General features: G+C 63.5%; 25 protein-coding genes and 1 pseudogene. 23 read left to right on the top strand and 3 right to left on the bottom strand.

Going from position 1 to position 25,006, the window contains the following annotated elements; all coding sequences use genetic code 11:
* The first annotated feature begins 106 nt into the window (after nt 1-106).
* From AC10V3_RS29285 to AC10V3_RS29245, 9 genes are all read left to right on the top strand, one after another.
* Nucleotides 107-640 (top strand): thiamine pyrophosphate-binding protein, encoded by a 534-nt coding sequence (locus AC10V3_RS29285; protein ID WP_022538868.1) that lies wholly within the window; start codon nt 107-109, stop codon nt 638-640.
* 4 nt (nt 641-644) lie between these two features.
* Nucleotides 645-1,250 (top strand): thiamine pyrophosphate-dependent enzyme, encoded by a 606-nt coding sequence (locus AC10V3_RS29280; protein ID WP_022538867.1) that lies wholly within the window; start codon nt 645-647, stop codon nt 1,248-1,250.
* 32 nt (nt 1,251-1,282) lie between these two features.
* Entirely contained in the window at nt 1,283-2,752 is a 1,470-nt protein-coding gene (locus AC10V3_RS29275; protein WP_022538866.1) for an aldehyde dehydrogenase, read from the top strand.
* Between the two features lie 50 nt (nt 2,753-2,802).
* Nucleotides 2,803-3,693, top strand: a complete 891-nt coding sequence (locus AC10V3_RS29270) for an amino acid ABC transporter substrate-binding protein (RefSeq protein ID WP_490923836.1) — start codon at nt 2,803-2,805, stop codon at nt 3,691-3,693.
* Between the two features lie 87 nt (nt 3,694-3,780).
* Nucleotides 3,781-4,491 (top strand): amino acid ABC transporter permease, encoded by a 711-nt coding sequence (locus tag AC10V3_RS29265; protein WP_022538864.1) that lies wholly within the window; start codon nt 3,781-3,783, stop codon nt 4,489-4,491.
* Nucleotides 4,488-5,156 carry an amino acid ABC transporter permease gene (locus tag AC10V3_RS29260; RefSeq protein WP_022538863.1) on the top strand — a complete coding sequence of 223 codons (669 nt, stop codon included), beginning with the start codon at nt 4,488-4,490 and terminating at the stop codon, nt 5,154-5,156. The genes AC10V3_RS29265 and AC10V3_RS29260 overlap by 4 nt, the downstream gene beginning before the upstream one ends.
* Nucleotides 5,157-5,167: 11 nt before the next feature.
* Nucleotides 5,168-5,902 carry an amino acid ABC transporter ATP-binding protein gene (locus AC10V3_RS29255; protein WP_022538862.1) on the top strand — a complete coding sequence of 245 codons (735 nt, stop codon included), beginning with the start codon at nt 5,168-5,170 and terminating at the stop codon, nt 5,900-5,902.
* Between the two features lie 110 nt (nt 5,903-6,012).
* Nucleotides 6,013-6,993, top strand: a complete 981-nt coding sequence (locus AC10V3_RS29250) for a threonine ammonia-lyase (RefSeq protein ID WP_022538861.1) — start codon at nt 6,013-6,015, stop codon at nt 6,991-6,993.
* Nucleotides 6,994-7,080: 87 nt separating this feature from the next.
* Nucleotides 7,081-7,542: a RidA family protein gene (locus tag AC10V3_RS29245; protein WP_022538860.1), complete on the top strand. Its 462-nt coding sequence runs from the start codon at nt 7,081-7,083 to the stop codon at nt 7,540-7,542.
* Here the strand turns inward: AC10V3_RS29245 and AC10V3_RS29240 are convergent.
* The gene (locus tag AC10V3_RS29240) at nt 7,532-8,455 is read right to left on the bottom strand and encodes a LysR family transcriptional regulator (protein ID WP_022538859.1); all 924 of its coding nucleotides are present in this window, start codon (nt 8,453-8,455) and stop codon (nt 7,532-7,534) included. The genes AC10V3_RS29245 and AC10V3_RS29240 overlap by 11 nt on opposite strands.
* 236 nt (nt 8,456-8,691) lie before the next feature.
* Here AC10V3_RS29240 and AC10V3_RS29235 point away from each other — a divergent pair, with 236 nt between their 5' ends.
* The 3 genes and pseudogenes from AC10V3_RS29235 (at nt 8,692) to AC10V3_RS29225 (ending at nt 14,275) form a co-directional block, all read left to right on the top strand.
* Nucleotides 8,692-9,870: a CaiB/BaiF CoA transferase family protein gene (locus AC10V3_RS29235; protein WP_022538858.1), complete on the top strand. Its 1,179-nt coding sequence runs from the start codon at nt 8,692-8,694 to the stop codon at nt 9,868-9,870.
* A 95-nt stretch (nt 9,871-9,965) separates the two neighbouring features.
* Nucleotides 9,966-10,784, top strand: a complete 819-nt coding sequence (locus AC10V3_RS29230; protein WP_022538857.1) for an HpcH/HpaI aldolase/citrate lyase family protein — start codon at nt 9,966-9,968, stop codon at nt 10,782-10,784.
* Between the two features lie 44 nt (nt 10,785-10,828).
* Nucleotides 10,829-14,275, top strand: a pseudogene (locus tag AC10V3_RS29225) (pyruvate carboxylase).
* A 13-nt stretch (nt 14,276-14,288) separates the two neighbouring features.
* Here the strand turns inward: AC10V3_RS29225 and AC10V3_RS29220 are convergent.
* On the bottom strand, nt 14,289-14,894 hold the full coding sequence (locus tag AC10V3_RS29220) for a helix-turn-helix transcriptional regulator (RefSeq protein ID WP_022538855.1): 606 nt from the start codon (nt 14,892-14,894) through the stop codon (nt 14,289-14,291).
* 207 nt (nt 14,895-15,101) lie between these two features.
* On the opposite strand from AC10V3_RS29220, the gene AC10V3_RS29215 reads away from it, so the two are divergent.
* Nucleotides 15,102-15,950, top strand: a complete 849-nt coding sequence (locus tag AC10V3_RS29215) for an HTD2 family dehydratase (RefSeq protein ID WP_022538854.1) — start codon at nt 15,102-15,104, stop codon at nt 15,948-15,950.
* Nucleotides 15,951-15,978: 28 nt separating this feature from the next.
* On the top strand, nt 15,979-17,139 hold the full coding sequence (locus AC10V3_RS29210) for an acyl-CoA dehydrogenase family protein (RefSeq protein WP_022538853.1): 1,161 nt from the start codon (nt 15,979-15,981) through the stop codon (nt 17,137-17,139).
* Nucleotides 17,140-17,208: 69 nt separating this feature from the next.
* On the opposite strand, the gene AC10V3_RS29205 is transcribed toward AC10V3_RS29210, so the two are convergent.
* The gene (locus AC10V3_RS29205) at nt 17,209-17,802 is read right to left on the bottom strand and encodes a TetR/AcrR family transcriptional regulator (RefSeq protein WP_349608200.1); all 594 of its coding nucleotides are present in this window, start codon (nt 17,800-17,802) and stop codon (nt 17,209-17,211) included.
* Nucleotides 17,803-17,976: 174 nt separating this feature from the next.
* Between AC10V3_RS29205 and AC10V3_RS29200 the strand changes: the two genes are divergently transcribed.
* From AC10V3_RS29200 to AC10V3_RS29160, 9 genes are all read left to right on the top strand, one after another.
* Nucleotides 17,977-18,798 (top strand): alpha/beta fold hydrolase, encoded by an 822-nt coding sequence (locus tag AC10V3_RS29200; protein WP_022538851.1) that lies wholly within the window; start codon nt 17,977-17,979, stop codon nt 18,796-18,798.
* Between the two features lie 4 nt (nt 18,799-18,802).
* Nucleotides 18,803-19,099, top strand: a complete 297-nt coding sequence (locus AC10V3_RS29195) for a hypothetical protein (RefSeq protein WP_022538850.1) — start codon at nt 18,803-18,805, stop codon at nt 19,097-19,099.
* 10 nt (nt 19,100-19,109) lie between these two features.
* On the top strand, nt 19,110-19,949 hold the full coding sequence (locus AC10V3_RS29190; protein WP_022538849.1) for a DODA-type extradiol aromatic ring-opening family dioxygenase: 840 nt from the start codon (nt 19,110-19,112) through the stop codon (nt 19,947-19,949).
* 22 nt (nt 19,950-19,971) lie between these two features.
* Nucleotides 19,972-20,316: a non-heme iron oxygenase ferredoxin subunit gene (locus AC10V3_RS29185; protein ID WP_022538848.1), complete on the top strand. Its 345-nt coding sequence runs from the start codon at nt 19,972-19,974 to the stop codon at nt 20,314-20,316.
* 12 nt (nt 20,317-20,328) lie between these two features.
* Nucleotides 20,329-21,732 carry an aromatic ring-hydroxylating dioxygenase subunit alpha gene (locus AC10V3_RS29180; protein WP_022538847.1) on the top strand — a complete coding sequence of 468 codons (1,404 nt, stop codon included), beginning with the start codon at nt 20,329-20,331 and terminating at the stop codon, nt 21,730-21,732.
* The gene (locus AC10V3_RS29175; RefSeq protein WP_490923835.1) at nt 21,729-22,280 is read left to right on the top strand and encodes a 3-phenylpropionate/cinnamic acid dioxygenase subunit beta; all 552 of its coding nucleotides are present in this window, start codon (nt 21,729-21,731) and stop codon (nt 22,278-22,280) included. Before AC10V3_RS29180 ends, AC10V3_RS29175 begins: the two co-directional genes overlap by 4 nt.
* 2 nt (nt 22,281-22,282) lie before the next feature.
* On the top strand, nt 22,283-23,098 hold the full coding sequence (gene hcaB / locus AC10V3_RS29170; protein ID WP_041681802.1) for a 3-(cis-5,6-dihydroxycyclohexa-1,3-dien-1-yl)propanoate dehydrogenase: 816 nt from the start codon (nt 22,283-22,285) through the stop codon (nt 23,096-23,098).
* A 14-nt stretch (nt 23,099-23,112) separates the two neighbouring features.
* Nucleotides 23,113-24,129, top strand: coding sequence for an NAD(P)H-dependent flavin oxidoreductase (locus AC10V3_RS29165; protein ID WP_022538844.1), 1,017 nt, complete (start codon nt 23,113-23,115; stop codon nt 24,127-24,129).
* Between the two features lie 82 nt (nt 24,130-24,211).
* Nucleotides 24,212-24,991 (top strand): 2-keto-4-pentenoate hydratase, encoded by a 780-nt coding sequence (locus AC10V3_RS29160; protein WP_022538843.1) that lies wholly within the window; start codon nt 24,212-24,214, stop codon nt 24,989-24,991.
* The last annotated feature ends 15 nt before the right edge of the window (nt 24,992-25,006 follow it).

Below are 25,006 nucleotides of genomic sequence, written 5' to 3'. Positions count from 1 at the left end.
CTTCGTGATTGCAGGCATCAATTAATTGTATTTCAGCCTGCTAGCTAGTCAACTCTATGATAGCAAACGTTGTCCCCTTCGTTGTCCCCCTTCCTAACTTGCGACTATGACGACAAACAACTCTGAGCCCCTTGCCTGGCAAGAGGACATCTTCCAGGTCTTCAAACAGAACGGCGTGCGCCAGGTGGCCTACGTGCCCGACGCCGGACACTCCCATGTCATCCGACGCGCCAAGGCGGATCCCGAAATCCGCGACGTGGTGCTGACCACCGAAGAAGAAGGCGTGGGCGTCGTCAGCGGCGCCTGGCTCGGCGGGGACCGCGCCGTGCTGCTGATGCAGAGCAGCGGCGTCGGCAACTGCGTGAACATGTTCTCGCTGCTGGAGAGCTGCCAGTTCCCGTTCTTCACCCTGGTGACCATGCGCGGCGAGTACGCCGAGTTCAATCCCTGGCAGAACCCGATGGGCCAGGCCACCCAGCGCGCGCTGGAGCTGATGGGCATCACGGTCTATCGCGTGAACTCCCCGGACGAAGCCGCCGAGCTGGTCGACGCCGGCCTGGTTTCCGCCTTCGACGCTGGCAACCGCGTTGCCGTTCTCCTGTCCCAGAGCCTTATCGGCCGCAAAAAGTGGATGCGCTGATCCTATGACTACCTCTACCTCCAAGGCCGCCAAGCCCGGCATCGACCGCCGCAAGTTCGTTGCCGAACTGCTGACGCAATTTCCTGACGCGCTCGTGGTATCGGGCCTCGGTTCTCCTTCGTACGACGTGTTTGCTGCCGGCGACCGACCCGGCAACTTCTACCTGTGGGGCGCGATGGGCGGCTCGACTTCGCTGGCGCTCGGCCTTGCCATCGCCCGGCCCGAGAAGACCGTGATTGCCATCACCGGCGACGGCGAGCAGCTGATGGGCATCGGCAGCCTGGCGACGGCCGCGGCGCAACAGCAGAAGAACCTGAACATCGTGATTCTCGATAACGGCCACTTCGGTGAGACCGGCATGCAGCAGAGCCACACCAGCCTGGGTACCAACCTGGCTCAGGTGGCGAAGGCTGTCGGCGTGCCGACGACGCTCGAAATTTCCGATATCGATGAGCTGGGCAAGCTCGCACAAGCCATCAGGAAGGCCGACAGCATGACCGTTGCGCAGGTCTACATCTCGACCGACGAGCCGCAGCGGGCGCTGCCGCCGCGCGATGGCACCTTCGTCAAGAACCGTTTCCGCGAGCATCTCGGCTTCGCGCCGTTCTAGTCTGCCAACCCGAACCCGGAAAGCCCTGCGCCATGAAGCAGTATCAAATGTTCATCGACGGCACCTTCGTCAATGCGAGCGACGGTCGCTGGTTTGAAACCCAGAACCCCTACACCGGCAAGACCTGGGCCGAAGTGGCCCGCGGCACCGAAGCGGATGTCGACCGCGCAGTGCAGGCGGCCGACGCGGCGTTCCGCTCCGGCCCGTGGTCGGAGATGACGGCAACGCAGCGTGGCGCGCTGCTGCGCAAACTCGGCGACCTGATTGCCAGGGACGCCGAGCGGCTGGCCGAGTTCGAGGTGCAGGACAACGGCAAGCTGCTGGCGGAAATGGGCGCACAGCTCAAGTACCTGCCGCAGTGGTTCTATTACTTCGGGGGGCTGGCCGACAAGATTGAAGGCACGGTCATTCCCCTGGACAAGAAGGGCTACTTCAACTACACCCGGCGCGAGCCGCTGGGCGTGGTGGCGGCCATCACGCCGTGGAACTCGCCGCTGATGCTGCTGGCGTGGAAGATCGCGCCGGCTCTCGCGGCGGGATGTTCCGTGGTGGTGAAGCCGTCGGAGTTCACCTCCGTGTCGGCGCTTGAGCTTGCGCTGCTGTTCGAGGAAGCAGGCTTTCCCGCGGGCGTATTCAACGTCGTGACCGGGTTTGGCGCAGAGGTCGGCTCGCCGCTGGTAACCCATCCGCTGGTCAAGAAGGTGACCTTTACCGGATCGGACGCAACCGGACGCGTCATCAACCAGCAATGCGCGGCGCAGTTCAAGCACGTGAGCCTGGAGCTCGGCGGCAAGTCGCCGAACATCGTCTTCAACGATTCCAACCTGGATGACGCCGTCAACGGCGCCGTCTCCGGCATCTTTGCCGCGAGCGGCCAGACCTGTATCGCCGGTTCACGGCTGCTGCTGCAGGAAGACATCCACGATGTCTTTGTCGAGAAGCTGCTGGCGCTCGCCGGCACGGCAAAGCTCGGCAACCCGATGAATGCCTCCACGCAGGTGGGGCCCATCACGACGCCGGCGCAGTATGAAAAGGTGCTGTCGTATATCAAGATCGCACAGGACGAAGGCGCGGAACTGCTGCTCGGCGGCAAGCCGGCGTCCTGCGGCGAGGGATGGTTTGTCGAGCCGACCATCTTCGCCAGGGTCTCGCCGAAGATGCGTATCGCGCAGGAGGAGGTGTTCGGGCCGGTGCTGTCCATCCTGAAGTTCAGGGACGAAGCCGAAGCCATCGCGATTGCCAACGACAGTTGCTATGGGCTTGGCGCCGGGGTCTGGACCTCCGATATCGGTCGGGCCTTCCGTATGTCGGAGAAGATCCAGGCGGGCACGGTCTGGGTGAACACCTATCGTGCCGTCAGCTTCATGTCGCCGTTCGGTGGGTACAAGGACTCGGGCCTCGGCCGGGAAAACGGCATCGCCGCGATCGAGTCGTACCTGCAGACCAAGAGTGTGTGGATCAACACCGGGGCCGCCACCGGCAATCCGTTCACCATCCGGTGAGCTGGTGCGGTTCGACGTGGAAAATATGTATAGAAATAAGGAGACACTAAATGAAACTGCCTATCTCTTTGATCGCGCTTTGCTCGTTGCTTTGCGCTAGCCCCATCCAGGCCCAATCCAAAGACACCTTGCAGAAGATCAAGGAGTCCGGCGTCATTGGGTTGGGTGCCAGAGACGCGTCCTTCCCGTTTTCATACAAGACGAGCGCGGACGCGAATCCGGTCGGGTTTTCGGCGGATCTGTGTCTAAAGGTGGTCGATGCAGTCAAGAAGAAACTGCAGATGCCGAACCTTAAGGTGCAGTACACGATAGTCACGCCAACCAACAGGATCCCATTGCTGCAGAACGGCACGATCGATCTCGAGTGCAGTACCACCACAAATACCACTGCACGTGCCCAACAGGTGGAGTTCGCGCCTACACATTTCGTCAGCAGCATTGCAGTTGCCGTCAAGAAGCAATCCGGAATCAGCTCGATGACGCAGCTCGAAGGCAAGACGGTTGCCACGGTTACCGGATCCACCACGATTCAGCTACTTCGTAGCTATCGGCGGACCGAGAAGAAGGACTTTCAGGAGTTGTACGGCAAGGACATTGCCGATGCGTTCCTGTTGCTTTCGTCTGGCCGTGCGAACGCAATGATCCTGGAAGATGTGCAGCTAGCCGGTTTGATCGCGACCTCGGCAAGTCCGAATGAATACAAGATACTCGACGAGAGACTCCGGGATGAGCCCTATGGCTTGATGTTCCGCAAGGACGATCCGGCCTTCAAGGAATTGGTCAATGACACCATCGGCGCCTTCATGAAGAGCGGAGAGATCAACGAGCTGTATGCAAAGTGGTTCTCGCGCCCGGTCCCTCCGTCGGGAGTCAACCTGAATTTCCCAATGTCGAAAGCGCTGAAGGACACCTATAGCAGTCCCAACAACCGCGGCATCTGAGAGCGAAACGATTGGCGTCCGGCGGCGAAGCATACCGCCGGACGCCATCTGCAGGTGAGTTCGCAACTGTAGCGGAAGGAGACATCGTTGAGTAATTATTGGGATTGGCAGGTGTTTCTTCAGGACACCGGCGGAGGCGAGACGTATCTGGAGTGGATGCTGTCGGCCTGGGGATGGACGCTTTCCGTTGCGCTGTGCTCGCTGTTTCTGGCGTTGCTGGTTGGTGCCATCGTGGGCGTGTTGCGTACCACTGGCAATCGTGCGGTAGTGGCGCTCGGCAATGTCTGGACCGAGGTATTCCGCAATATTCCGCTGCTGCTTCAGATCTTCCTCTGGTACCACGTCATTCCCGGGCTTATCCCGAGCCTGCGCGCGGTGCCTGGCTTTTTCCTGGTGGTCATGGCGCTGGGACTTTATACCTCCTCTCGTGTTGCGGAGCAGGTAAAGGCGGGGATCCTGGCATTGCCGCGAGGCCAGCGCCATGCGGGCCTGGCAATGGGATTCACCCCGGTCCAGACATATCGCTACGTCATCTTGCCGGTGGCGCTGAGAATTATCATTCCGCCGCTTACCAGTGAGTCGATGAGCATCATCAAGAACTCTTCGGTGGCATTCGCGGTGAGCATCGCCGAACTGACAATGTTCGCGATGCAGGCGCAGGAAGAAACCGCCCGGGGTATCGAGATCTACCTGGCGGTGACCGGCTTGTATTTCATCTCCGCCTTTGCCGTCAACCGCATTGCGCACATTATCGAGCGCAAAGTCCGTGTACCTGGCATGCCGGGGGCAGTCAAATGAATACTCTGGATTTCAGTTTCTTCAACTGGAGCGTCGTTTCGGGATTCGTGCTGAAAGGGCTCTATTTTTCAGTGCAACTCACGCTGGTCGCAATGCTCGGGGGGATCGTACTCGGAACCATTCTCGCGTTGATGCGATTGTCCGGCAAGCGATGGCTGGAGGTGCCGGCCGCCGCTTACGTCAACACGCTCAGATCCGTGCCGCTGGTGATGGTGATCCTGTGGTTCTTCCTGCTGATACCCCTGCTTTTGAAGCGACCGCTTGGTGCAGAGCTCTCTGCGATTATCACCTTCACCGCATTCGAAGCGGCTTACTACTCGGAGATCATGCGGGCGGGCATTCAAAGTGTGCCACGGGGACAGGTGTTTGCCGGATATGCGATGGGCATGACCTATGCACAGACCATGCACCAGGTGGTTCTGCCGCAGGCCTTCCGCAACATGCTGCCTGTGCTGCTGACACAGACGATCGTGCTGTTTCAGGACACGAGTCTGGTTTATGCGATCGGTGCGCATGATCTGCTCAAAGGGTTCGAGGTGGTCGGAAAGAACCTCAACCGGCCGGTAGAAACCTACCTGATAGCGACGGTTGTTTATTTCGCTATCTGCCTTTCCCTGTCCATGCTCGTGAGAAGGCTGCAGAGAAAGGTGCAAATCATTCGCTGAGGAGACGCGTCATGATCAGTATCAACAACATTAGCAAATGGTACGGAAGCACGCGAGTGCTGACGGACTGCACGACGGGGATCAGCAAAGGAGAGGTGGTCGTCGTATGCGGGCCGTCCGGCTCCGGAAAAAGTACGTTGATCAAGACGGTCAACGGCCTTGAACCGGTACAGAGCGGCGATATCGTCGTCAATGGCTTCTCCATTACCGATCCCAAAACCAACCTCCCCAGGGTTCGCTCCGGTGTAGGCATGGTCTTTCAGCACTTTGAGCTCTTCCCGCATCTCTCCGTGACCGAGAATCTGACGCTCGCCCAGGTGAAAGTCCTGGGCCGTGATCGCGCTGACGCGAAGTGCCGGGGCCTGAAGATGCTGGAACGTGTAGGGCTGCTTGCACACAAGGACAAGTATCCGGGACAACTGTCGGGAGGGCAGCAGCAGCGCGTCGCGATTGCCCGGGCGCTGTCGATGGATCCGACTGTCATGCTGTTTGACGAGCCAACTTCGGCGCTGGACCCGGAGATGGTAGGCGAAGTGCTGGACGTCATGGTGCAACTGGCGAATGAAGGCATGACCATGATGTGCGTGACCCACGAAATGGGCTTCGCCAGGAAGGTGAGCGACCGCGTGATCTTCATGGATGGTGGAAGAATAATCGAGGATTGCGCCACGGACGAATTCTTTGGCAACGCCGAGACTCGGTCGCCGCGCGCGAAGGATTTTCTTTCCAAGATCCTGCAGCACTAGGCGGAGCTCCCGTTTCCGGTGTCACTGGCGGGAACGATATTCGCATTGGCGGCAACATCAGCCGCGCCTGGTTGCGCATGTCAGTGCGCTTCACATCGAACTGAAATGAAATGAAAAACTTCGACCTGGACGACATTCGCCGCGCTGCGGACCGCATCAACCTTCATATTGTCCGGACGCCGCTGCTGAGCACGCCAATGCTTGACGAGGCGGCGGGTTGCAATTTGTTTGTCAAGGCGGAACCGATTCAGCTGACCGGCTCGTTCAAGATCCGAGGGGCGCTGAACAAGGTACTTTCGCTTGATGCCGGACGCCTCGAACGTGGGGTGGTTACGTACTCGGCCGGCAACCACGGTCAGGGTGTTGCCGCGGCCGCCAGGTTGGTGGGCTGTCCCGCGGTAATCGTGCTGCCGGAAACAGCGCCTGCAATCAAAATCGATAGCTGTCGCTGGTGGGGCGCGGAGATCGTACTGTACGACCCCCAGACCCAGCAACGCGAGGCCGTCGCGGACAAAATCATCGAGCAAAGGGGCATGACATTCGTTTCTCCCTTTGACGACTTTGATGTCATGGCCGGGCAAGGCACCGTTGGCCTGGAGATTTGTGAGCAACTCGAGGAGCGCGGCGTGTCGCTCGACGCGTTGCTCGTGAATTGCAGTGGTGGAGGGCTATCGTCAGGGGTCATCACCGCGGTAACAGCCAAGTACCCGCAGGCTAAGTGTTACATCGTGGAGCCCCAAGGCTTTGAGAAGATGGCGCATTCGCTGGTCAGCGGAAGTCCTGAGAGAAATACCTCGGTTCCAAAGACGGTCATGGATGCAATTTCCGGCCCGGTTGTGGGTACCAAACCACTGAGTGTGCTTCTTCGACACCGTCTCGCCGGCATCAGCGTCAATGACGAAGAGGCCCTGCGCGCAGTATCTGCTGCCTTTCGCCTGCTGAAACTTGTGGTCGAGCCCGGCGCGGCCGCGAGCCTGGCTGCAGTAATCGAGAAGAAGGTCGACCTGGCCGGTAAAAATGTGGCGATCGTTTGCTCAGGGGGGAACGTCGACCCGGCCATCTTCGCACGCGCGCTGACCGGGCGCCAGTAGGCTAGGGAGCGCTGCTGGCGGTGCAAGGCTATGCTGCCACAGGCAGGCGACGCGTTACTTTCAGATAGTCCAACGGAGATTTTTTGTATGAAACCTGAAGAAAGACTTGCGGAACTAGGATTCGAGATTCCAGTAGCCTTGCCGCCTAACGGTACCTATATTCCGTATCGATTGCTTGGAAACACCCTCTACCTGTCGGGGCACGGCCCTCGGTTACCGGACAATTCGTACCGATTGGGGCGTCTCGACTCAGACGAGCAGGTGCCTGCCGGGTATGCCGACGCTCAACTTGCAGCGCTGAACATGCTTGCAACGATAAAGCTTGCCGTTGGCGAACTAAGTCGCGTCGAAGCGGTGGTCAAGCTATTGGGCATGGTTCATGCGGGCACAACGTTCCGCGGCCACACGAAGGTCATTGACGGCTGCTCGGACATCCTCGTCAAGGCATTTGGGGAAAAGGGAATGCATGCTCGCTCAGCCGTGGGCGTGAACTCTTTACCCCATGGTATGACGGTGGAGATTGAAGCCATTCTGCACATCAGAGATTGAGTCCGGCCGGGCTCCCGCCCGCCGCCTGCGCCACTTCGATCAGTTCATCGATCAATGCCTTCGCGCAGCCAGGCAACCCTTCCAGTTCCCGCACGATCACCGCACGCTCCCGGATCGCCCACGGTTCGTGCAGTTCGATGATTTCGATCTTCATCGTCTGCTTGTGACGCAACGCCGCCGACAGCGGCACCACGCCAATGCCGACGCCGGCCTCGATCATCCGGCACATGGCTTCAAAGCTCCGGATCTGGATGCGGATCTGGAGCTTGCGCCGTTGGTCGCGTACCAGTTCGGTCAGAAAGGCGTGCAGGGTGCTGCCTTCATGCAGGCTGACGTGCTCGTAGTCGAGCGTGTCGTCGAAGGAGAGTTCTGGCTTCTTGGTCAGGGGATGGCCGACCGGTGTCGCCAGCACGAGCTTGTCCGTACTGAAATGGATGACCTCCAGCCCTTCCGAATTCAGCGGCCCGGAGATGATGCCGAGATCCGCGCTGCCATCCAGGACACCGCGGATGATGTCCCGCGTCAGGCGTTCCTGCAGGTCGACGGTGACGGCAGGGCGCTCTGCCATGAAGCGCGCCAGGACCTCGGGCATGAACTCGGTGACGGCGGTGGTGTTTGCAAAGATGCGGATATGACCGACCGTGTCCTTGGAATACTCCTCGAATTCGCTTTTGACATGCTCGAACTGGCGCTCGATCACGCGGGTATGCCGCAGCAGGCGCTCGCCGGCGGGGGTCAGGGCGAGGCCCTTGCTCTCCCGATAGAACAGGCGGGTCCCTAGCTGGTCCTCCAGGGCCTTGAGTCGTGCGCTGGCCGCGGCAGGCGACAAAAATGCCTTCTTCGCCCCGCGCGACAGGTTTTCTTCCTCGGCAATGCGTGCAAACAGCCTGAGGTCGGCAAAGTCAAAATGCATATGTGCTCCTTGCCTCAACTGTATCAAGGCGTCACATATGTCGCAAACCGGGTCATGCCGGTCCCGGACGCCCGTGCTTTCGCCGCAGACGAACGGCCGCTTCGAGAAAACGAGATTTACCGACTCTCCAAGCGCTGGGAGACTTGCTGGCAGGCGAACTCGCGTCGCGCACCCAATCCCGGTCGTTTGTTCCTGCAAAGGCAGTTCGAACGCTACCTCTCTCGAAAAAGGCTGTTATGCGTCCCCTCGATGGCATTACCGTGGTTTCCCTGGAGCATGCAATCGCTGCGCCGTTCTGTACCCGCCAGCTCGCCGACCTGGGCGCGCGCGTGATCAAGATCGAACGGCCCAAGGTCGGCGACTTTGCCCGCGGCTATGACGAGAGAGTGGACGGCATGTCGTCGCACTTCGCCTGGACCAATCGCTCCAAGGAGAGCCTTGCGCTGGACCTGAAACACCAGGAAGCGCCGGCCATCCTGCAGAAGATCCTGGACAAGGCGGACGTGCTGGTCCAGAACCTGGCACCGGGCGCCGCCGATCGCCTCGGCCTGTCCTATGAAGCTCTGTCGCAGCGCTATCCCGGCATCGTCGTCTGCGATATCTCCGGCTATGGCAACGACGGTCCCTACCGGGACAAGAAGGCCTATGACCTGCTGATCCAGGCCGAGTCCGGCTTCGTCTCCATCACCGGCACGCCGGAGAGCCCGTCCAAGGCAGGCTGCTCGATCGCGGACATCGCCGCCGGCATGTATGCGTACACCAATATCCTGGCGGCCCTGCTGCAGCGCGGCAAGACGGGCAAGGGCGCCCATATCGACGTATCGATGCTGGAAAGCATGGTCGAGTGGATGAGCTATCCCCTCTACTACGCCTTCGACGGCGCCACGCCGCCGCCGCGCGCCGGCGCCTCGCATGCGACCATCTTCCCCTATGGCCCGTTCACGGCCGGCGATGGCAAGACCATCATCCTCGGCCTGCAGAACGAGCGCGAGTGGGAGGCGTTCTGCCGGGTCGTGCTGGAACGGCCGGAGCTCGCCACCGACGCGCGCTTCGTCACCAACTCCCTGCGCGCCAAGAGCCGCGAGGAGCTGACGCAGATCATCACCGATGTCTTCTCCGCGCTGACCATCGACCAGGTGGTCGAGCGCCTGGAGCGCGCCCAGATCGCCAACGCCCGCATGAACGACATGCGCGATGTCTGGAACCACCCGCAGCTCAAGGCACGCGAGCGGTGGACGTCGGTTTCGTCGCCGGTGGGCGTGATTCCGGCACTGTTGCCGCCCGGCATGCCAAATGCCTTCGACCCGCGCATGGACGCCATCCCGGCCCTGGGCGAACACAGCGAAGACATCCTGCGCGAACTCGGCTACACCACCGACGACGTGTCGCGCCTGCGCACCGAAGGCGCCATCTGATCCCCCGGCCGGACCGCGGCCGTTCCCTACTCCGCCTCTTCGCGGCCATCTGAAGGCCGGGGGAGGCGCTCGCCTATCTGCCAGACAGTGCTCCCATGACCACCACCGCTATCGCCCGCTCCTACCTCTTCGTTCCCGCCAACCGGCCGGAGCGCTTTGCCAAGGCCCATGCATCGGGCGCCGATCGCGTCATCCTGGACCTGGAGGATGCCGTCTCTGAGAGCGACAAGGACCGCGCCAGGCAACTGCTGGCGGACTACCTTGCCGCAGGCGGCACCGGCCTGGTCCGCATCAACGCCACGCAGACGAAATGGTTCGAGGATGACGTGCGCGCCTGCCTGAAGCCAGGCGTGCAGGGCGTCGTGCTGCCCAAGGCGGAGAGCGCGGCGCAAATCGGCGAGGTCGCGAAACACCTGCCGCCGGAAATCAAAGTTCTGCCGCTGATCGAGACTGCCGCCGGCATGACCAACGTGGCGGAAATCGCCGCCGCGCCGGGCGTCGAGCGCCTGATCTTCGGCACCGTGGATTTCCGCACGGAACTGGGTATCGAAGGGGACGACCAGGAACTGCTCTTCTTCCGCTCCATGCTGGTCCTGGCCTCCCGGGCCGCGGGCATTGCCGCGCCGGTGGACGGGGTAACGGTCTCCATCTCCGATGTGGATGAACTGCGCGCTGCCAGCACCCGTGGCCGCCGGCTGGGATTCGGCGCAAAGCTTTGCATCCATCCGGCGCAGGTAGCGGAGGTCAACGCGGCATACCGGCCTACCGAAGCACAACTGGCGTGGGCGCAGCGGGTCATCGATGGCGCAAAGTCGAGCCCCGGTGCGTTCCAGCTGGATGGCGAAATGGTAGACGCGCCCGTGATCGCACGTGCTGCGGACCTGCTGAGGCAAGCCGGTCGAGGCACCTCCTGACAGGCGCGAGTAAATTCCAAGATTCCTGGGTTCCTACAAGCAAGATGAAGAAAATCCGCAGTCTCCTGATCGCCAACCGAGGCGAGATCGCCATTCGCGTGATGCGCGCAGCCAGTGAGCTTGGCATCCGCACCGTCGCCATCTATTCCTACCAGGACCGCTTCGCGCAGCATCGCTTCAAGGCTGACGAAAGCTACCTGGTCGGCCAGGGCAAGAAGCCCGTCGACGCGTATCTCGATATCGAAGATATCCTGCGCGTGGCCAAGGGGGCGGGCGTGGATGCCATCCATCCGGGCTACGGCTTCCTCTCCGAGAATCCGGACTTCGCCGAGCGCTGTGCGCAGGAAGGCATCGCGTTTATCGGCCCGAAGCCCGAGGTGATGCGGGAGCTGGGCAACAAGGTTGCCGCACGCGAACTGGCGCAGCGGGTGGGAGTGCCGGTGGTGCCCGCCACCGGTGCGCTCCCCAATGACCTGGCGCAGGCCGGCAAGCTGGCAGCGGAGATCGGCTATCCGCTGATGCTCAAGGCGAGTTGGGGCGGTGGCGGTCGCGGCATGCGCGCCATCCACAAGGAAGCCGACCTGGCGGACGCCATTGCCGCGGCGCGGCGCGAAGCCAGGGCCGCCTTCGGCAACGACGAGGTCTATCTCGAGAAGTTCATTGCGCGGGCCAAGCATGTCGAGGTGCAGATCCTGGGCGACACCCACGGCAATATCGTCCACCTGTTTGAGCGCGATTGCTCGGTGCAGCGGCGCAACCAGAAGGTGGTCGAGCGGGCGCCGGCCCCTTACTTGGACGATGTCAGGCGCCAGGCGCTGTGCGGGGAAGCGCTCAAGCTCGCCAGGGCCGTCTCGTACACACATGCGGGTACGGTCGAGTTCCTGATGGACGCCGACACGGAGGATTTCTACTTCATCGAAGTCAATCCCCGCGTCCAGGTCGAGCACACGGTGACCGAGGAAGTCACCGGGGTCGATATCGTGAAGGCGCAGATCCGCATCACGGAAGGCGCGCAGATCGGGGATGCCGCTTCGTCCGTGCCACGCCAGGAGGAGATCAGGTTGCGCGGGCACGCCGTCCAGTGCCGCGTAACCACTGAAGATCCGGAGAACGGCTTCGCGCCGGACCACGGCAAGGTGACCGCCTATCGCAGCGCCGCCGGTTTCGGCATCCGGTTGGACGCCGGCACCGCCTATACCGGGGCCGTGGTGACGCCTTACTACGACTCGTTGCTGGTCAAGGTGACGTGCAAGGGGCGCGATGCCGGCGAGGCCAACGAGCGTATGAGCCGCGCGTTGCGCGAGTTCCGCGTTCGCGGCGTGGCCACCAACCTGGCCTTCCTCGAGAACGTGATCGAGCACGAGGAATTCCGCTCGGGGCGCTGTACCACGCGCTTTATCGACAACACGCCCGAGCTGTTCAACTTCCGCCAGCGCCGGGACCGGGCGACCAAGCTGCTGAACTTTATCGCCGACGCCAATGTCAACGGCAACCCGGACGTCAAGGGGCGCGCCGCGCCCTCCCGGATCGTGCTGTCGCATCCGCTGCCGGCTACCGACCCTGCCGCCGTGGTTCCGGAAGGCACGCGTACGCGGCTGTCGAACATCTGACCGCGGGCGTTTGCCGAATGGATGAAGGCGAGCAAGGCCGTCCTGCTGACCGACACCACCATGCGCGACGCCCACCAGTCGCTGCTGGCGACTCGGATGCGGACCGGCGACATGACCGCCATCGCTCCGTACTACGCGCGGCAGTTGCCGGGCCTGTTCTCGATGGAGTGCTGGGGCGGGGCCACTTTCGACGTGGCGATGCGGTTCCTGAAGGAAGATCCGTGGCAAAGGCTGGAAGCGCTGCGCGAGGCCGTCCCCAATATCCTGTTCCAGATGCTGCTGCGCGGCTCCAACGCGGTCGGCTATACGAACTACGCGGACAACGTGGTCCAGTACTTCGTCAAGCGGGCTGCCGCCAGCGGGGTTGACCTGTTCCGCGTGTTCGACTCCTTCAACTGGGTCGAGAACATGCGCGTGGCGATCGATGCGGTGCTCGACACCGGGGCGCTGTGCGAGGGCACCATCTGCTATACGGGCGATCTGTTTGACCGCTCGCGCGCCAAGTACGACATCCGCTACTACGTCGAACTGGCCAAGGCGCTCGAGAAGGCAGGCGTGCACGTCCTGGGCCTCAAGGACATGGCCGGCGTGTGCCGCCCGCAGGCAGTCCACGCGCTGGTGAAGGCGTTGAAGGAGGAGGTCGGCCTGCCGGTCCACTTCCATACGCACGATACCAGCGGTGCCTCGGTGGCCTCCGTGCTGGCGGCGGTCGATGCCGGCGTCGACGCCGTGGATGGTGCCATGGACTCGATGAGCGGGCTCACTTCGCAGCCCAGCCTCGGCGCCATCTGCGCGGCGCTCGAGCACAGCGCACGCAAGCCCGCGGTCGGCTACCGTGACCTGCAGCCGTTCTGCACCTACTGGGAGTCCGTGCGCAGGAACTACGAGCCCTTCGAGGCGGACATGTGCGCCGGCACGTCGGACGTCTACCGGCATGAAATGCCGGGCGGCCAGTACACCAACCTGCGCGAGCAAGCGCGCTCGCTGGGGCTGGCGTCGCAATGGCCAGAGGTCGCGCAGGCCTATGCCGACGTCAATGTGATGTTCGGCGACATCGTCAAGGTGACGCCATCGTCCAAGGTCGTGGGCGACATGGCGCTGCACCTGGTCGCCAACAAGCTGTCGACGGCCGATATCCTCGACCCGGCCAAGGCGGTCTCGGTACCGGACTCCGTCATCTCGATGTGCCGGGGCGAGATGGGCTATCCGGCGGATGGCTTTCCTGAAGCGCTGCAGAAGAAGCTGCTGCGCGGCGCCGCGCCGATCGAGGGCAGGGCCGGCGCGCATATCCCGGCGGTCGACCTGGAAGGGGCCCGCAAGCAGGCGGAAGGTGAGGTTGGCCGGTCCCTGTCCGACAACGACCTCGCCTCCTGGCTGATGTATCCGAAAGTCTTCAAGGATTTCTGCGCGCACCAGGAGCAGTACGACGATGTCTCCATCCTGCCGACGCCCGTGTTTTTCTATGGCCTGGAAGCCGGCCAGGAGATTGCGGTCGAGCTCGAGAAGGGCAAGACGCTGTACGTAGGCCTGAACGCCCAGGCCGAGGCGGATGCGCAAGGCGGCGTGCGCATGTACTTCGATGTCAACGGCCAGCCGCGCCCGATCCGCGCATTGAAGCGCCAGGAAGGCAAGGCTGCCCAGGCTGAGCGCATGGCGAATGCGAATGACCCGATGCAGGTGGCCTCGCCGATGCAGGGCAGCGTGATTTCGGTGGGGGTCAGTCCGGGCCAGACTGTCGCCAAGGGCGACACGCTGGCAGCCATCGAGGCGATGAAGATGGAGACCAGCGTCGTCGCCGAGGCCGGTGGCGTCGTGAAGAGCATCCTGGTCCAGCGCGGTACGCTGGTTCGGGCCGGCCAGTTGCTGATCGAGCTGCAATAGTCCGTTAGCGGCCCTAAAGGCTGTCTTCCCGCAGGCGCGAAACCGTCTGCAGGGAGACGCCGAACCAGTCGTAGAAGGACGCTTCCAGGTCCTGGCTGTCCGCCCAGCCCACGCGCGCTTTCAGGTCGGCCACGGACAGGTTGCACCGGATCGACTCGAACAGCGCCCGCATCAGACGCTGCGTCCGGCAGATCTGGGTAAAGGCGGCTCCCTGCCGGAACAGCGCGGTGCGGATCCTGTCCGGTGTGGTCTGGAGTGCGCTGGCCATCACCCGCGCATTCCACTCCTGCTGCGGGTGGTGGAACACGGTCCCGGAGATCAGTTCCCGCAGGTACTCGACCTTGGGAGCCGTTGTCCCGACCTTCATGACGGTGCGCAGGTCCACCGCGGCGTCGTCCAGCACGAGGTCGCACGCGCTGGGGCTGAACAGGCTGCCCGCCAGGTGCAGGTCGATGGACGCGAAGGCGGGAATGCTGACGGTCTGGCCTTCGCGCAGGGTGCGTGAGAAGCCGCGCGCGGCGAGTATGTGCTGTCCGCGGGACGCGGTAATCCGCAAAGGGAAGGCCGGGATGAGCCGATGCAGGGACACACGGCTGCGGCAACGAATCTGGACTTGCATGGAAAGCAGTTCAACGCTCTGTCGTGCCCAGATGCTCGCTGCACTTTGATGCGCAGTAAATCCGTTTATTCCGAACACTGCATTCGGATATGCGGCAGTCCCAGTGCTTTCTGTCGAAGCGAATGGCTCGTTCCGAACTTTCGAATTGGAAGCGGCGGCGGCACCGTGCATAGTGGAGCCCAGGCAATCAGACCACAGAGAGACGCGATGGACGTTGTGAAGTTGAAAGAATGGGTCGGGAAGACGACCGAAAGCCAGGACGAGGTCACGGCGTTTCCCGTCAAGGCGCTCGCGGCGACGCTTGACTACGATGACCCGGCGCCCGTTCGCGGTGACGCCATCGCGCCGCTCTGGCACTGGCTCTATTTCCTGCCGCTGCACCGGCAGTCCGAAATCGGTGCGGACGGTCATGCAAGCCGCGGCGGCTTCCTGCCGCCGGTGCCGCTGCCGCGCCGCATGTGGGCCGGCGGCCGTCTCTGGTTCCACCAGCCGCTGCGCATCGGCGATGCCGCGTCCAAGGTGTCGCGCATCCTCGATGTCAGCGCCAAGAGCGGACGCAGCGGCTCGCTGGCCTTTGTGACGGTGGAGCACAAGTACTACGGCGGCAACGGACTGGCGGTCACCGAAGAACACGACATCGTCTACCGCGAGAACGCAACGCCGAACGCGCCCGCCCCGGAGCCGGTGCCGGCGCCGACTGGCGAAGAATGGGTGCACGAGGTGGCGACCGACCCGGTGCTGCTGTTCCGTTTCTCAGCGCTGACTTTCAACGGCCATCGCATCCATTACGACAAGCAATACGTAACCGCGGTCGAGCACTACCCGGACCTGATCGTCCACGGCCCGCTGCAGGCGATGCTGCTGCTCGAACTGGTGCGCAAGAACCTGCCGGACGCAGTGGTCAAGAGCTTCTCGTTCCGGGGCGTGCGACCGACCTTCGTGCCGCAGCGCATTTTCGTCTGCGGCAAGCGCAGCGAGGACGGCAAGACCGTCGAGCTGTGGATCCGCCATGAAGATGGCGCCCTCGCGATGAGCGCGACCGCTGAACTGAACTAACCCCGCAAAGATTTTTGGAGACAAGGCTGTGCAGAACAGAATCGATGAATACCAGGAAATCCGTGAAGCCGTGCGCGATCTGTGCGGCCAGTTCTCGTCGGAGTACTTCCGCAAGATTGACGAGGTCCGGGGCTACCCTGAAGAGTTCGTGAATGCGCTGACCGCCGCCGGCTGGCTGGCTGCGCTGATCCCGGAGGAGTATGGCGGCTCGGGCCTGGGCCTGACCCAGGCGTCCGTCATCATGGAAGAAATCAACCGTGCCGGCGGTAACTCGGGCGCCTGCCACGGCCAGATGTACAACATGGGCACGCTGCTGCGCCATGGCTCGGCCGAACAGAAGAAGCTGTACCTGCCCAAGATCGCCAGCGGCGAACTGCGCCTGCAATCGATGGCCGTGACCGAGCCGACCACCGGCACCGACACGACCAAGATCAAGACCACCGCCGTGCGCAAGGGCGACAAGTATGTCGTCAACGGCCAGAAGGTGTGGATCTCGCGCGTCCAGCATTCGGACCTCATGATCCTGCTGGCCCGCACCACGCCGCTGGCCGAGTGCAAGAAGAAGTCGGAAGGCATGTCGATCTTCCTGGTCGACCTGCGCGAGGCCATCGGCAAGGGCCTGACGGTCCAGCCCATCATCAACATGGTCAACCACGAGACCAATGAGCTGTTCTTCGACAACCTGGAAATCCCGGCGGAGAACCTGATCGGCGAGGAAGGCAAGGGCTTCAAGTACATCCTCGACGGGCTCAACGCCGAGCGCACGCTGATTGCCGCCGAGTGCATCGGCGACGGCTACTGGTTTATCGACAAGGTGACCAAGTACGTGAACGAGCGCATCGTCTTCGGCCGGCCGATCGGCCAGAACCAGGGCGTGCAGTTCCCCATCGCCAAGGCCTTCGTCAACGTGGAAGCGGCCAACCTGATGCGATTCAAGGCGGCGAAGCTGTTCGATGCGCACCAGCCGTGCGGCGCCGAAGCCAACATGGCCAAGTTGCTGGCGGCTGATGCGTCGTGGGAAGCGGCCAATGCCTGCCTGCAGTATCACGGCGGCTTTGGCTTCGCGGCGGAGTACGACGTCGAGCGCAAGTTCCGTGAAACCCGCCTCTACCAAGTGGCGCCGATCTCGACGAACCTGATTCTTTCCTACGTCGGCGAGCACATCCTGGGGATGCCGCGCTCGTTCTGAGGTTTCGCTTCAGTGGTCTCCTGGACCTTGCGACCCGCCTTCGAGCGGGTCGTTTTTTTCCGCGTGCGGTTAATTCGGCGTCAGCAGCAGCTTCTCCATGAACGCCCGGCGCTCCGCCTTCTGCTCGTCGGTACCCTGGTGCGAAAGCAGGGACTCCGACAGTTCATAACTGTATAGTGCAAACGCCCGTGCCCTCGCCTCGGCAATGCCGAACCCCAACGCGCTGAAGCACTGGGAAATATAAGAGAGCCGCTTGGCATCGACCTCGTCCAGCACCTGGCGCACGCGCTCGTCGCGGCGCGCCCAGGCGCGGATGGCCAGTTCCGTCGACGCCGCCTCCTGCGCCGGCACGCCCCGGAACGGCAGCGACAGCAGGTCGCGGATCAGGTCGCGCGGGGTCAGGTTGCGACGTTCAAAGCGATAGATGATCTGCTCCGTGGCCTCGTCGCGCCAGGATTCGAGCATCCGGCGCAGCAGGTCGTCGCGATCCTTGAAATGCCAGTAGAAGCTGCCGCGCGTGACGGCAAGTTCCTTTGACAGGACCTCCACCCGGACCGCGTCCACGCTCCGGCTCACCAGCAGGTTGCGGGCGGCCTTGATCCAGTCCTCAGGCGTCAGTTGGTTGCGCGCAGGGGCTGCCGCACCTGGCGTGGCTTTCGTCATCAGGTTCTCCATATGCAATGTGCACGATTCTACTACTGCGTGGAAATGCACTTGTGTATGGTCGGCAAGCCGGTGCATTGCGCGTAAACCCTCATGCTTTTTGCCTGTATTCGTTCTTGACCTGGATCAACTCACTCCATACCATACACATACGTATGTGTATGGAGAAACGCGATGGGCAAGTTTGGAGGTGTGGGTTCGACCCTGGTTGCCGCTGGCCACCAGACCAATTACTTCGACCAGGGATCGGGCAAGCCTTTGTTCTTGCTGCACGGTTCGGGTCCGGGGGTGTCCGGCTGGGGCAACTGGAAGGGCGTGATGAACGAGCTGGCGCAGTCGTTCCGCGTGATCGTGCCGGACATCGCCGGCTTCGGCTTTACCGAGTTCAAGGACGGCACCAGATACGACATCAAGCTGTGGGTCAGCCACCTGGTCGGGATCATGGACGCGCTGGATATCGAGCGCGCCTCGTTCGTGGGCAACTCGTTCGGCGGCGCGTTGTCGCTGGGCCTGGCGGTGTTCGACCCGAAGCGGGTCGAGAAGCTGGTGCTGCTGGGCACGCCGGCCGGCGAGTTCGAGCAGACCCCAGGGCTGCGCTCGGCCTGGGAATACGAGCCGTCGCTGGAAAACATGGAAAAGACCATGCGCCTGTTCCCGTATGACCAGTCGATCATCACGCCGGAAATGGTGCAGTCGCGTTATGAGGCCAGCGCGCGTCCCGGCGCCCAGGAGGCGCTGCGCAAGCTGATCCCGCAGCCGAATGCGGAGGGCCCGACCCTCGTCAAGGGCTTCCCCGAGCATGTGGTGTCCAGGATCGAGGCACCCACGCTGGTGCTGCACGGCCGCGAAGACCGCGTGGTGCCGCCAGCCTGCGGCCAGCTGCTGGCGCGCGCCATCCCGAATGCCGACCTGCACCTGTTCGGCCGTTGCGGGCACTGGGTCCAGACCGAGCGCCGCGCCGACTTCCTCAAGCTGGTCTCCGACTTCATCGCCTGACGCCATGAGCCGCAACGTACTCGAGCGGGTGCTGCACCAGCTGACCGTGGACCGGTCCGCCAAGCAGCGTTTCCGCGAAGACCCGCAGGCCTTCCTGCAGCGCTTTGCGCTGACCGAGGCCGAGCGCGCGATGCTGACTGGCTTTGACGTGCTCGGGCTGCAGCAGGCCGGCGTGAACCCCATGCTGACCATGGGGTTCTGGCAGGAACTCTCGCCCGAGCGCGACATGCGCGCCTACATGAAGAAGCTGCGCCCGGTGGGCGCGTCCGAGGCGCTCCACAGCGCTGCCCTGAAGCAATAGGTGAACAGAGATGGGACAAATCGTAGGCGGCTTCCTGGTGCCGCATGACCCGGTCATGTTCGTAGCGCCGCAGGCGCCGGCACCGGCCGTACAGGACCGTATGTGGGGGGCGTTCGCCACCTGTGCCCGGCGCCTGGCTGAACTGGAGCCGACCAGCGTCATCGTGGTGGGCGCCGACCACTACATGCTGTTCGGCACGACCTGCCTGCCGAGTTACCTGATCGCCACGGGCGATGTCGACGGACCGCTGGACGCCATGCCGGGCCTGAAGCGCGGGGTCATCCCGAACAGTGAAGGCCTGGCGTCGCATATCGCGGGGGACGGTCGAGCGCGCGGCATTGACTGGGCGGTCGCCCGCGCCCTGACGGTCGACCACGCCATCGCCATCCCGAACCAGCTGATGGTCGAGCCGATGCGCGAAGCCGGCCGCAAGGTCGGCACGGTCCCGGTCTACCTGGCTGCCGGCGTGGATCCGTACATCCGGATCGCGCGGGCCATCGAAGTGGGGCGGCAGATCCGCGAAGCGGTGGAGTCGTTCGACGCCAGCGAGCGCGTGGCGGTGATCGGCAGCGGCGGCATCAGCCACTGGGTGGGCACCGCGGAAATGGGCCGTGTCAACCCGGATTTCGACCGCCAGATCCTGGACTACGCCGAGCGCGGCGACCTGGATGCGCTGGCCGCGCTGAGCGACGAATACATCCTCGCCAACGGTGGCAATGGCGGCATGGAAATCCGCAACTGGGCCTGCGCCATGGGCGCCCTCGAGGGCGCGCGCGGCGAGGTGATCGCCTACGAGGCCGTGCCGGAATGGGTGACCGGCCTTGGTTTCGTGCAACTGCACCGGCAGTAATGCACGCAGACGGAAAGCAGAGATGAGCAAGAAAGTATTCCTCCTGAAGCGCGATGCGCTCGAGCCCGGCCAGGTGTGCAAGGTCGAAACCAACGGCTGCCCGCTGGCGGTCTACAACGTCGACGGCATCTTCTATGCCACCAGCGATGTCTGCACGCATGCGACCGCCTCGCTGTCCGACGGCGAGATCGTCGACGGCGACCTGATTGCCTGCCCGCTGCATGACGGGCAGTTCCATATCCCCACCGGCCAGGCCATGGCATTTCCCTGCACGGTGGACCTGCGCACCTACAAGGTGATCGAGGACGGCGACGAGATCTACGCCGACCTCGAGCAGGAGTCCGAAGCCGCAACGTCGGCCATCTGAGGAAAGCGAGCCATGACACACGACTGCACAGGCAACTGCGAACGCCTGCGGAAAGACCCCGTCAGCGAACCGCTGAGCGGCCTGGATCGCCTGATCGACCTTGACGTCGGCCGCCTGTCGCGCCGCGTTTACTGGGACCACCGCATCTACGAGCAGGAGCTGGAAAAGATCTTCGCGCGCAGCTGGCTGTTCCTGGCGCATGAATCCCAGATCCCGAGGGCCGGCGATTACGTCACCACCTACATGGCGGAAGACAACGTCATCGTCGTGCGCCAGAAGGACGGATCGGTCAAGGCGTTCCTCAACACCTGCCCGCATCGCGGCAACAAGCTGAACTTCACCGACGCCGGCAATGCCCGGACCTTCGTCTGCAACTATCACGGCTGGGCCTTTGGCATCGACGGCGCGCTGCGCGGCATGGCCGGGCAGGAACTGTTCGAGGACAGCGGCATGAATCGCGCCGAGCATGGCCTGCACCCGGTGGCACAGGTGGCGACCTACAAGGGCCTGGTGTTCGGCAACATGGACCCGGATGCGCCTTCGCTCGAGTCTTACCTGGGCGACTTCCGCTACTACCTCGACGTGATGCTCGACATGGACGGAAAGGGCACGGAGTTTGTCGGCGGCTGCGTGAAGTCGGTGATCAACTGCAACTGGAAGGTTCCGGTCGAGAACTTCATCGGCGATATCTACCATGCGCTGTGGACGCACGACTCGGCCGCGCGCGCAATGCTGGGCGGACCGGTTGCCGAGGTCTACAAGGATCCAGATTCCTACCACGTCAACTTCAACGGCCACGGCTGGGAGTTCAACCTCGACGTGGTCGGCAACGCCGCGACGCTGGGCGACAAGGAAATCCGCAAGTACCTGTACACCATCCAGCCGAAGGTGGCCGAACGCCTGGGCGAGTTCCGTTCCAAGATGATCGGTTCGATCTCCTCGGTCAGCGTGTTCCCGAACCTGTCTTTCCTGCCGGGGCAGAACACCTTCCGGGTATGGCATCCGCGCGGCCCGGGCAAGATCGAACTGCACACCTGGACCATCGTCAACAAGAGCGCGCCGCAGGACATCAAGGACCGCTGGCTGAAGGGAACCATGATGACCTTCTCGCCGTCGGGCGTGTTCGAGATGGATGATGGCGAGAACTTCGAGTTCTCGACACGCACCAATGCGGGCTTCGTCACGCGCCAGCAGGACCTGTACATGGGCCTGGGCCGCGGCACGCGTCTCGACGACAGCGGGCTGCCGGGCAACGTCTACCGCAACCAGGTGAACGAGGCCAACCACCGCGCGTTCTACCAGCGCTGGCTGGACCTGATGCGCGCGTGCAGCTGGGATGAAGTGCCGGCGCGGGACCAGGCCAGCCTGGACGACATCGCTTTCGCCTACCAGAACAGCGCCAAGGAGGTCGCATGAGCGCGGTGCCGCAATCCTTGCCAGCAGTGAAGGGCGAACAACCGGTGGATCGCGAGACCGCCCACCGCATCGAGCAGTTCCTGTTCCGGGAAGCGCGCCTGCTGGACAGCGAAGCCTGGGAGCAATGGCTGGCGCTGCTGACGGACGACATCCATTACTGGATGCCGGCGATCGAGAACCGCCGCCGCGCGGACAAGCTGGGCGCCTATGCGCCGGGCCGGGGCGCCTTCTTCGATGACAATCACCTCGACCTGGAACGACGGGTGGCGCGTTTCAAGCAGCCCTCGGCGTGGGCCGAGGATCCGCCGACCCGGCACGTGCATGTGATCAGCAACGTCGAAGCACTGCATGGCGCGGCGCAGGACGAGTTCATCGTGCATTCGGTCTTTGTCAACTACCGCAGCCGCGGCGAAGCCGACAACGATCTCCTGCTGGGCCGTCGTGAAGATGTGCTGCGCGTAGTGGATGGCGACTTCCGGATCGCGCGTCGCAAGATCGTGATTACACAGTCGCTGTTCATGTCCAAGAACCTCAACACCTTCCTGTGACCATGGGCTGGCTAAATGACGATGTGGCGCTGGTCACCGGAGCAAACTCCGGGATCGGACGGGCGGTGGTGCGGCGCTTCCTGGATGAAGGCGCGAAGGGGATCGGCGCGCTGGTGCGCAATGCAAGCGGCGCCGACAGCCTGCGCAAAGAGTTTGGCGACCGCGTGGCCGTCACGGTTGGCGACGTGCGCTCGCCGGAGGCCAACGCCGAGGCGGTGACCCATACGCGCAAGGCATTCGGCAAGCTCGATACGCTGGTCGGCAATGCAGGGGTGTGGGACTACTTCGCGCCGCTGCGCAAGTTTGCCGACGGGCAGCAAGTGGCCGATACCTACCGCGAAGTCTTCGACATCAATGTCCTTGGCTACCTGCTGGCCGCCTATGCGGCAGCGCCCGCGCTGCGCGAAAGCCGCGGCAGCATGATCTTCACGCTGTCCAACGCGGCCTTCTATGCAGGCGGCGGAGGGCCGGCGTACGTGGCCTCGAAGCACGCCTGCGTCGGGCTGATCAAACAGCTCGCGTACGAACTGGCGCCGGATGTGCGCGTCAACGGCGTGGCCCCGGGCGGCACCGTGACCCCTTTGAAGGGACCGGAGTCGCTGGGCAAGCAAGGGTCAAAGCTCTCCGAGATCCCCGGCTTCGGCGATGCCGTGGCGGACGCGGTGCCGCTCGGCTTCATCGCGCAGCCGGAGGACCACGCCGGCCACTACGTACTGCTGGCTTCCCGTACCAACTCGCCGGCCACCACGGCTGCCATCCTGCAGAGCGATGGCGGCTGGGAGGTACGCGGCCGCCCGGCGCGGCGCCCGCGCGACTGATCACTGACACAACGATGAACGCCCCCATCTCCCATTCCGCTTCCGCGCACGCCTCGCTGCGCGCCACCTTCGCCGGCGCCCGCCTGCCGGTGATGGCAGCACCGATGTTCCTGGTCTCCGGCCCGGAGCTGGTCTGCGCCAGCCTGAGCGCCGGCATCGTCGGCACCTTTGCTGCCCCCAATGCGCGCAATACCGAGGCGCTCGACCAGGCGCTGGCACGGATTGCCGACCATGCACAGGATTGCCCGACGGTTCCGTGGGCGCTCAACATGATCGTGCACAGCAGCTACGACCGCTTCGAGGCCGAGATGGTGCTGGTCGAGCGCTATCGCCCCGGCATCGTCACCACCGCGCTCGGCAGTCCGCGCCGGGTGCTGGACCGCGTGCATGCCTACGGTGGCCTGGTAATGGCCGACGTCATCTCGCCGGCGCTGGCGCGCAAGGCCATCGATGCCGGCGTGGATGGCCTGGTGCTGGTGACCAGCGGTGCCGGCGGCCATACCGGCCAATACCACCCGTTCTCGTTCCTCGCCGAGGTGCGCGAGTTCTGGGACGGCCCGATCGGGCTGGCCGGTGCCATCTCCAGCGGCGCGCATATCCGTGCCGCACAGTTGCTCGGCGCCGACTTCGTGGTGGTCGGGACGCGGCTGATCGCCACGCCGGAAAGCATGGTGCCGCAGCCATACCGCGACCTGCTCGTGGCAAGCCGCATGGAGGACCTTGCGCTGTCCAGCGCGGTCTCGGGCGTGCCGGCCAACTGGCTGAAGCCGACGCTCGCGGCAGCTGGCTTTACGCCGGATCAGATCAAGGCGGAAGGCAAGATCGATTTCTCCGGCGATATCGTGGCCGCGCCCAAGGCCTGGAAGGACGTCTGGTCCGCCGGGCATGGCGTCGGTGCGGTGCGCTCGGTGGCTACCGTGGCCGAGGTGGTGGCGGAGCTCGAGACGGACTACGTCGCCTGCCTGCGCGCCGAGCAGGCGGCCACGGCGGCGCTGATGCACCGCTATCCGCTGAGCCGGGCGCCGGCCTGACTTTTCCTGAAGTGCAGCAACGGGACGGACAGACGCGAGCACGCGCGGCGTCCCTGGAATCAAACGACAAGGTAGACACAGGATGACAGCCCCTCATACCCAGCAGGCAGCCGACGCGCTGCACCAGGCCCGGCAAGACCGCGCACCGATCCCACGCATTTCCGAGTCGTATGGCATCACCGGTCTTGACGATGCCTATGCCGTTGCCGACATCAACACGCAGCGTGCCCTGGCGGCGGGCCGCGTCATCAGCGGCAAGAAGATCGGCCTGACCTCGGTGGCCGTGCAGAAGCAGCTCGGCGTCGACCAGCCCGATTTCGGCGTGCTCTTCGCCGACATGGAGTACGTCAGCGGCATGGCCGTGCCCGTCTCCACGCTGATCCAGCCCAAGGCGGAAGGGGAGGTGGCCTTCGTCATGGGCAAGGATCTGGAAGGCGACCTGACCTGGGGCCGCTTCCTGAGCGCGATCGAATATGCCCTGCCTGCCATCGAGATCGTCGACAGCGCGATCCAGGACTGGCGCATCACGCTGGTCGATACCGTCGCGGACAACGCCTCTTGCGGCCTCTACGTGCTGGGCGCGGATCCGAAGCGCCTGAGCGACGTGACCCTGCCGGAATGCAGCATGCGCTTCCTGCGCAATGGCGAGCTGAGCTCGGAGGGCAGCGGCGCTGCCTGCCTGGGCCACCCGCTGAATGCGGCCTGGTGGCTGGCCAGGACGATGCTGAAGGTGGGTGCGCCGCTGCGCGCTGGCGACGTAGTGCTTTCCGGGGCGCTGGGGCCAATGTTCCCGATCCGGGCAGGGGAGGGTTTGCAGCTGGAAGTGGAGGGGCTCGGACGGGTGGACTGCCAGACCGAGTAAACAGACCATCGCGAT

This window comes from Cupriavidus sp. PB-02 (assembly GCF_058252315.1).
The sequence above is the reverse complement of the archived record's forward strand: the minus strand, read 5'-3'. Positions and strand labels throughout refer to the sequence as shown.

Excerpts from the sequence above, each read along its gene's own strand:
- AC10V3_RS29285 (WP_022538868.1), top strand. The coding sequence starts at position 107 with ATGACGACAAACAACTCTGAGCCCCTTGCCTGGCAAGAGGACATCTTC.
- AC10V3_RS29280 (WP_022538867.1), top strand. The coding sequence starts at position 645 with ATGACTACCTCTACCTCCAAGGCCGCCAAGCCCGGCATCGACCGCCGC.
- AC10V3_RS29275 (WP_022538866.1), top strand. The coding sequence starts at position 1,283 with ATGAAGCAGTATCAAATGTTCATCGACGGCACCTTCGTCAATGCGAGC.
- AC10V3_RS29270 (WP_490923836.1), top strand. The coding sequence starts at position 2,803 with ATGAAACTGCCTATCTCTTTGATCGCGCTTTGCTCGTTGCTTTGCGCT.
- AC10V3_RS29260 (WP_022538863.1), top strand. The coding sequence starts at position 4,488 with ATGAATACTCTGGATTTCAGTTTCTTCAACTGGAGCGTCGTTTCGGGA.
- AC10V3_RS29255 (WP_022538862.1), top strand. The coding sequence starts at position 5,168 with ATGATCAGTATCAACAACATTAGCAAATGGTACGGAAGCACGCGAGTG.
- AC10V3_RS29250 (WP_022538861.1), top strand. The coding sequence starts at position 6,013 with ATGAAAAACTTCGACCTGGACGACATTCGCCGCGCTGCGGACCGCATC.
- AC10V3_RS29245 (WP_022538860.1), top strand. The coding sequence starts at position 7,081 with ATGAAACCTGAAGAAAGACTTGCGGAACTAGGATTCGAGATTCCAGTA.
- AC10V3_RS29240 (WP_022538859.1), bottom strand. The coding sequence starts at position 8,455 with ATGCATTTTGACTTTGCCGACCTCAGGCTGTTTGCACGCATTGCCGAG.
- AC10V3_RS29235 (WP_022538858.1), top strand. The coding sequence starts at position 8,692 with ATGCGTCCCCTCGATGGCATTACCGTGGTTTCCCTGGAGCATGCAATC.
- AC10V3_RS29230 (WP_022538857.1), top strand. The coding sequence starts at position 9,966 with ATGACCACCACCGCTATCGCCCGCTCCTACCTCTTCGTTCCCGCCAAC.
- AC10V3_RS29220 (WP_022538855.1), bottom strand. The coding sequence starts at position 14,894 with ATGCAAGTCCAGATTCGTTGCCGCAGCCGTGTGTCCCTGCATCGGCTC.
- AC10V3_RS29215 (WP_022538854.1), top strand. The coding sequence starts at position 15,102 with ATGGACGTTGTGAAGTTGAAAGAATGGGTCGGGAAGACGACCGAAAGC.
- AC10V3_RS29205 (WP_349608200.1), bottom strand. The coding sequence starts at position 17,802 with ATGACGAAAGCCACGCCAGGTGCGGCAGCCCCTGCGCGCAACCAACTG.
- AC10V3_RS29200 (WP_022538851.1), top strand. The coding sequence starts at position 17,977 with ATGGGCAAGTTTGGAGGTGTGGGTTCGACCCTGGTTGCCGCTGGCCAC.
- AC10V3_RS29195 (WP_022538850.1), top strand. The coding sequence starts at position 18,803 with ATGAGCCGCAACGTACTCGAGCGGGTGCTGCACCAGCTGACCGTGGAC.
- AC10V3_RS29190 (WP_022538849.1), top strand. The coding sequence starts at position 19,110 with ATGGGACAAATCGTAGGCGGCTTCCTGGTGCCGCATGACCCGGTCATG.
- AC10V3_RS29185 (WP_022538848.1), top strand. The coding sequence starts at position 19,972 with ATGAGCAAGAAAGTATTCCTCCTGAAGCGCGATGCGCTCGAGCCCGGC.
- AC10V3_RS29180 (WP_022538847.1), top strand. The coding sequence starts at position 20,329 with ATGACACACGACTGCACAGGCAACTGCGAACGCCTGCGGAAAGACCCC.
- AC10V3_RS29175 (WP_490923835.1), top strand. The coding sequence starts at position 21,729 with ATGAGCGCGGTGCCGCAATCCTTGCCAGCAGTGAAGGGCGAACAACCG.
- hcaB (WP_041681802.1), top strand. The coding sequence starts at position 22,283 with ATGGGCTGGCTAAATGACGATGTGGCGCTGGTCACCGGAGCAAACTCC.
- AC10V3_RS29165 (WP_022538844.1), top strand. The coding sequence starts at position 23,113 with ATGAACGCCCCCATCTCCCATTCCGCTTCCGCGCACGCCTCGCTGCGC.
- AC10V3_RS29160 (WP_022538843.1), top strand. The coding sequence starts at position 24,212 with ATGACAGCCCCTCATACCCAGCAGGCAGCCGACGCGCTGCACCAGGCC.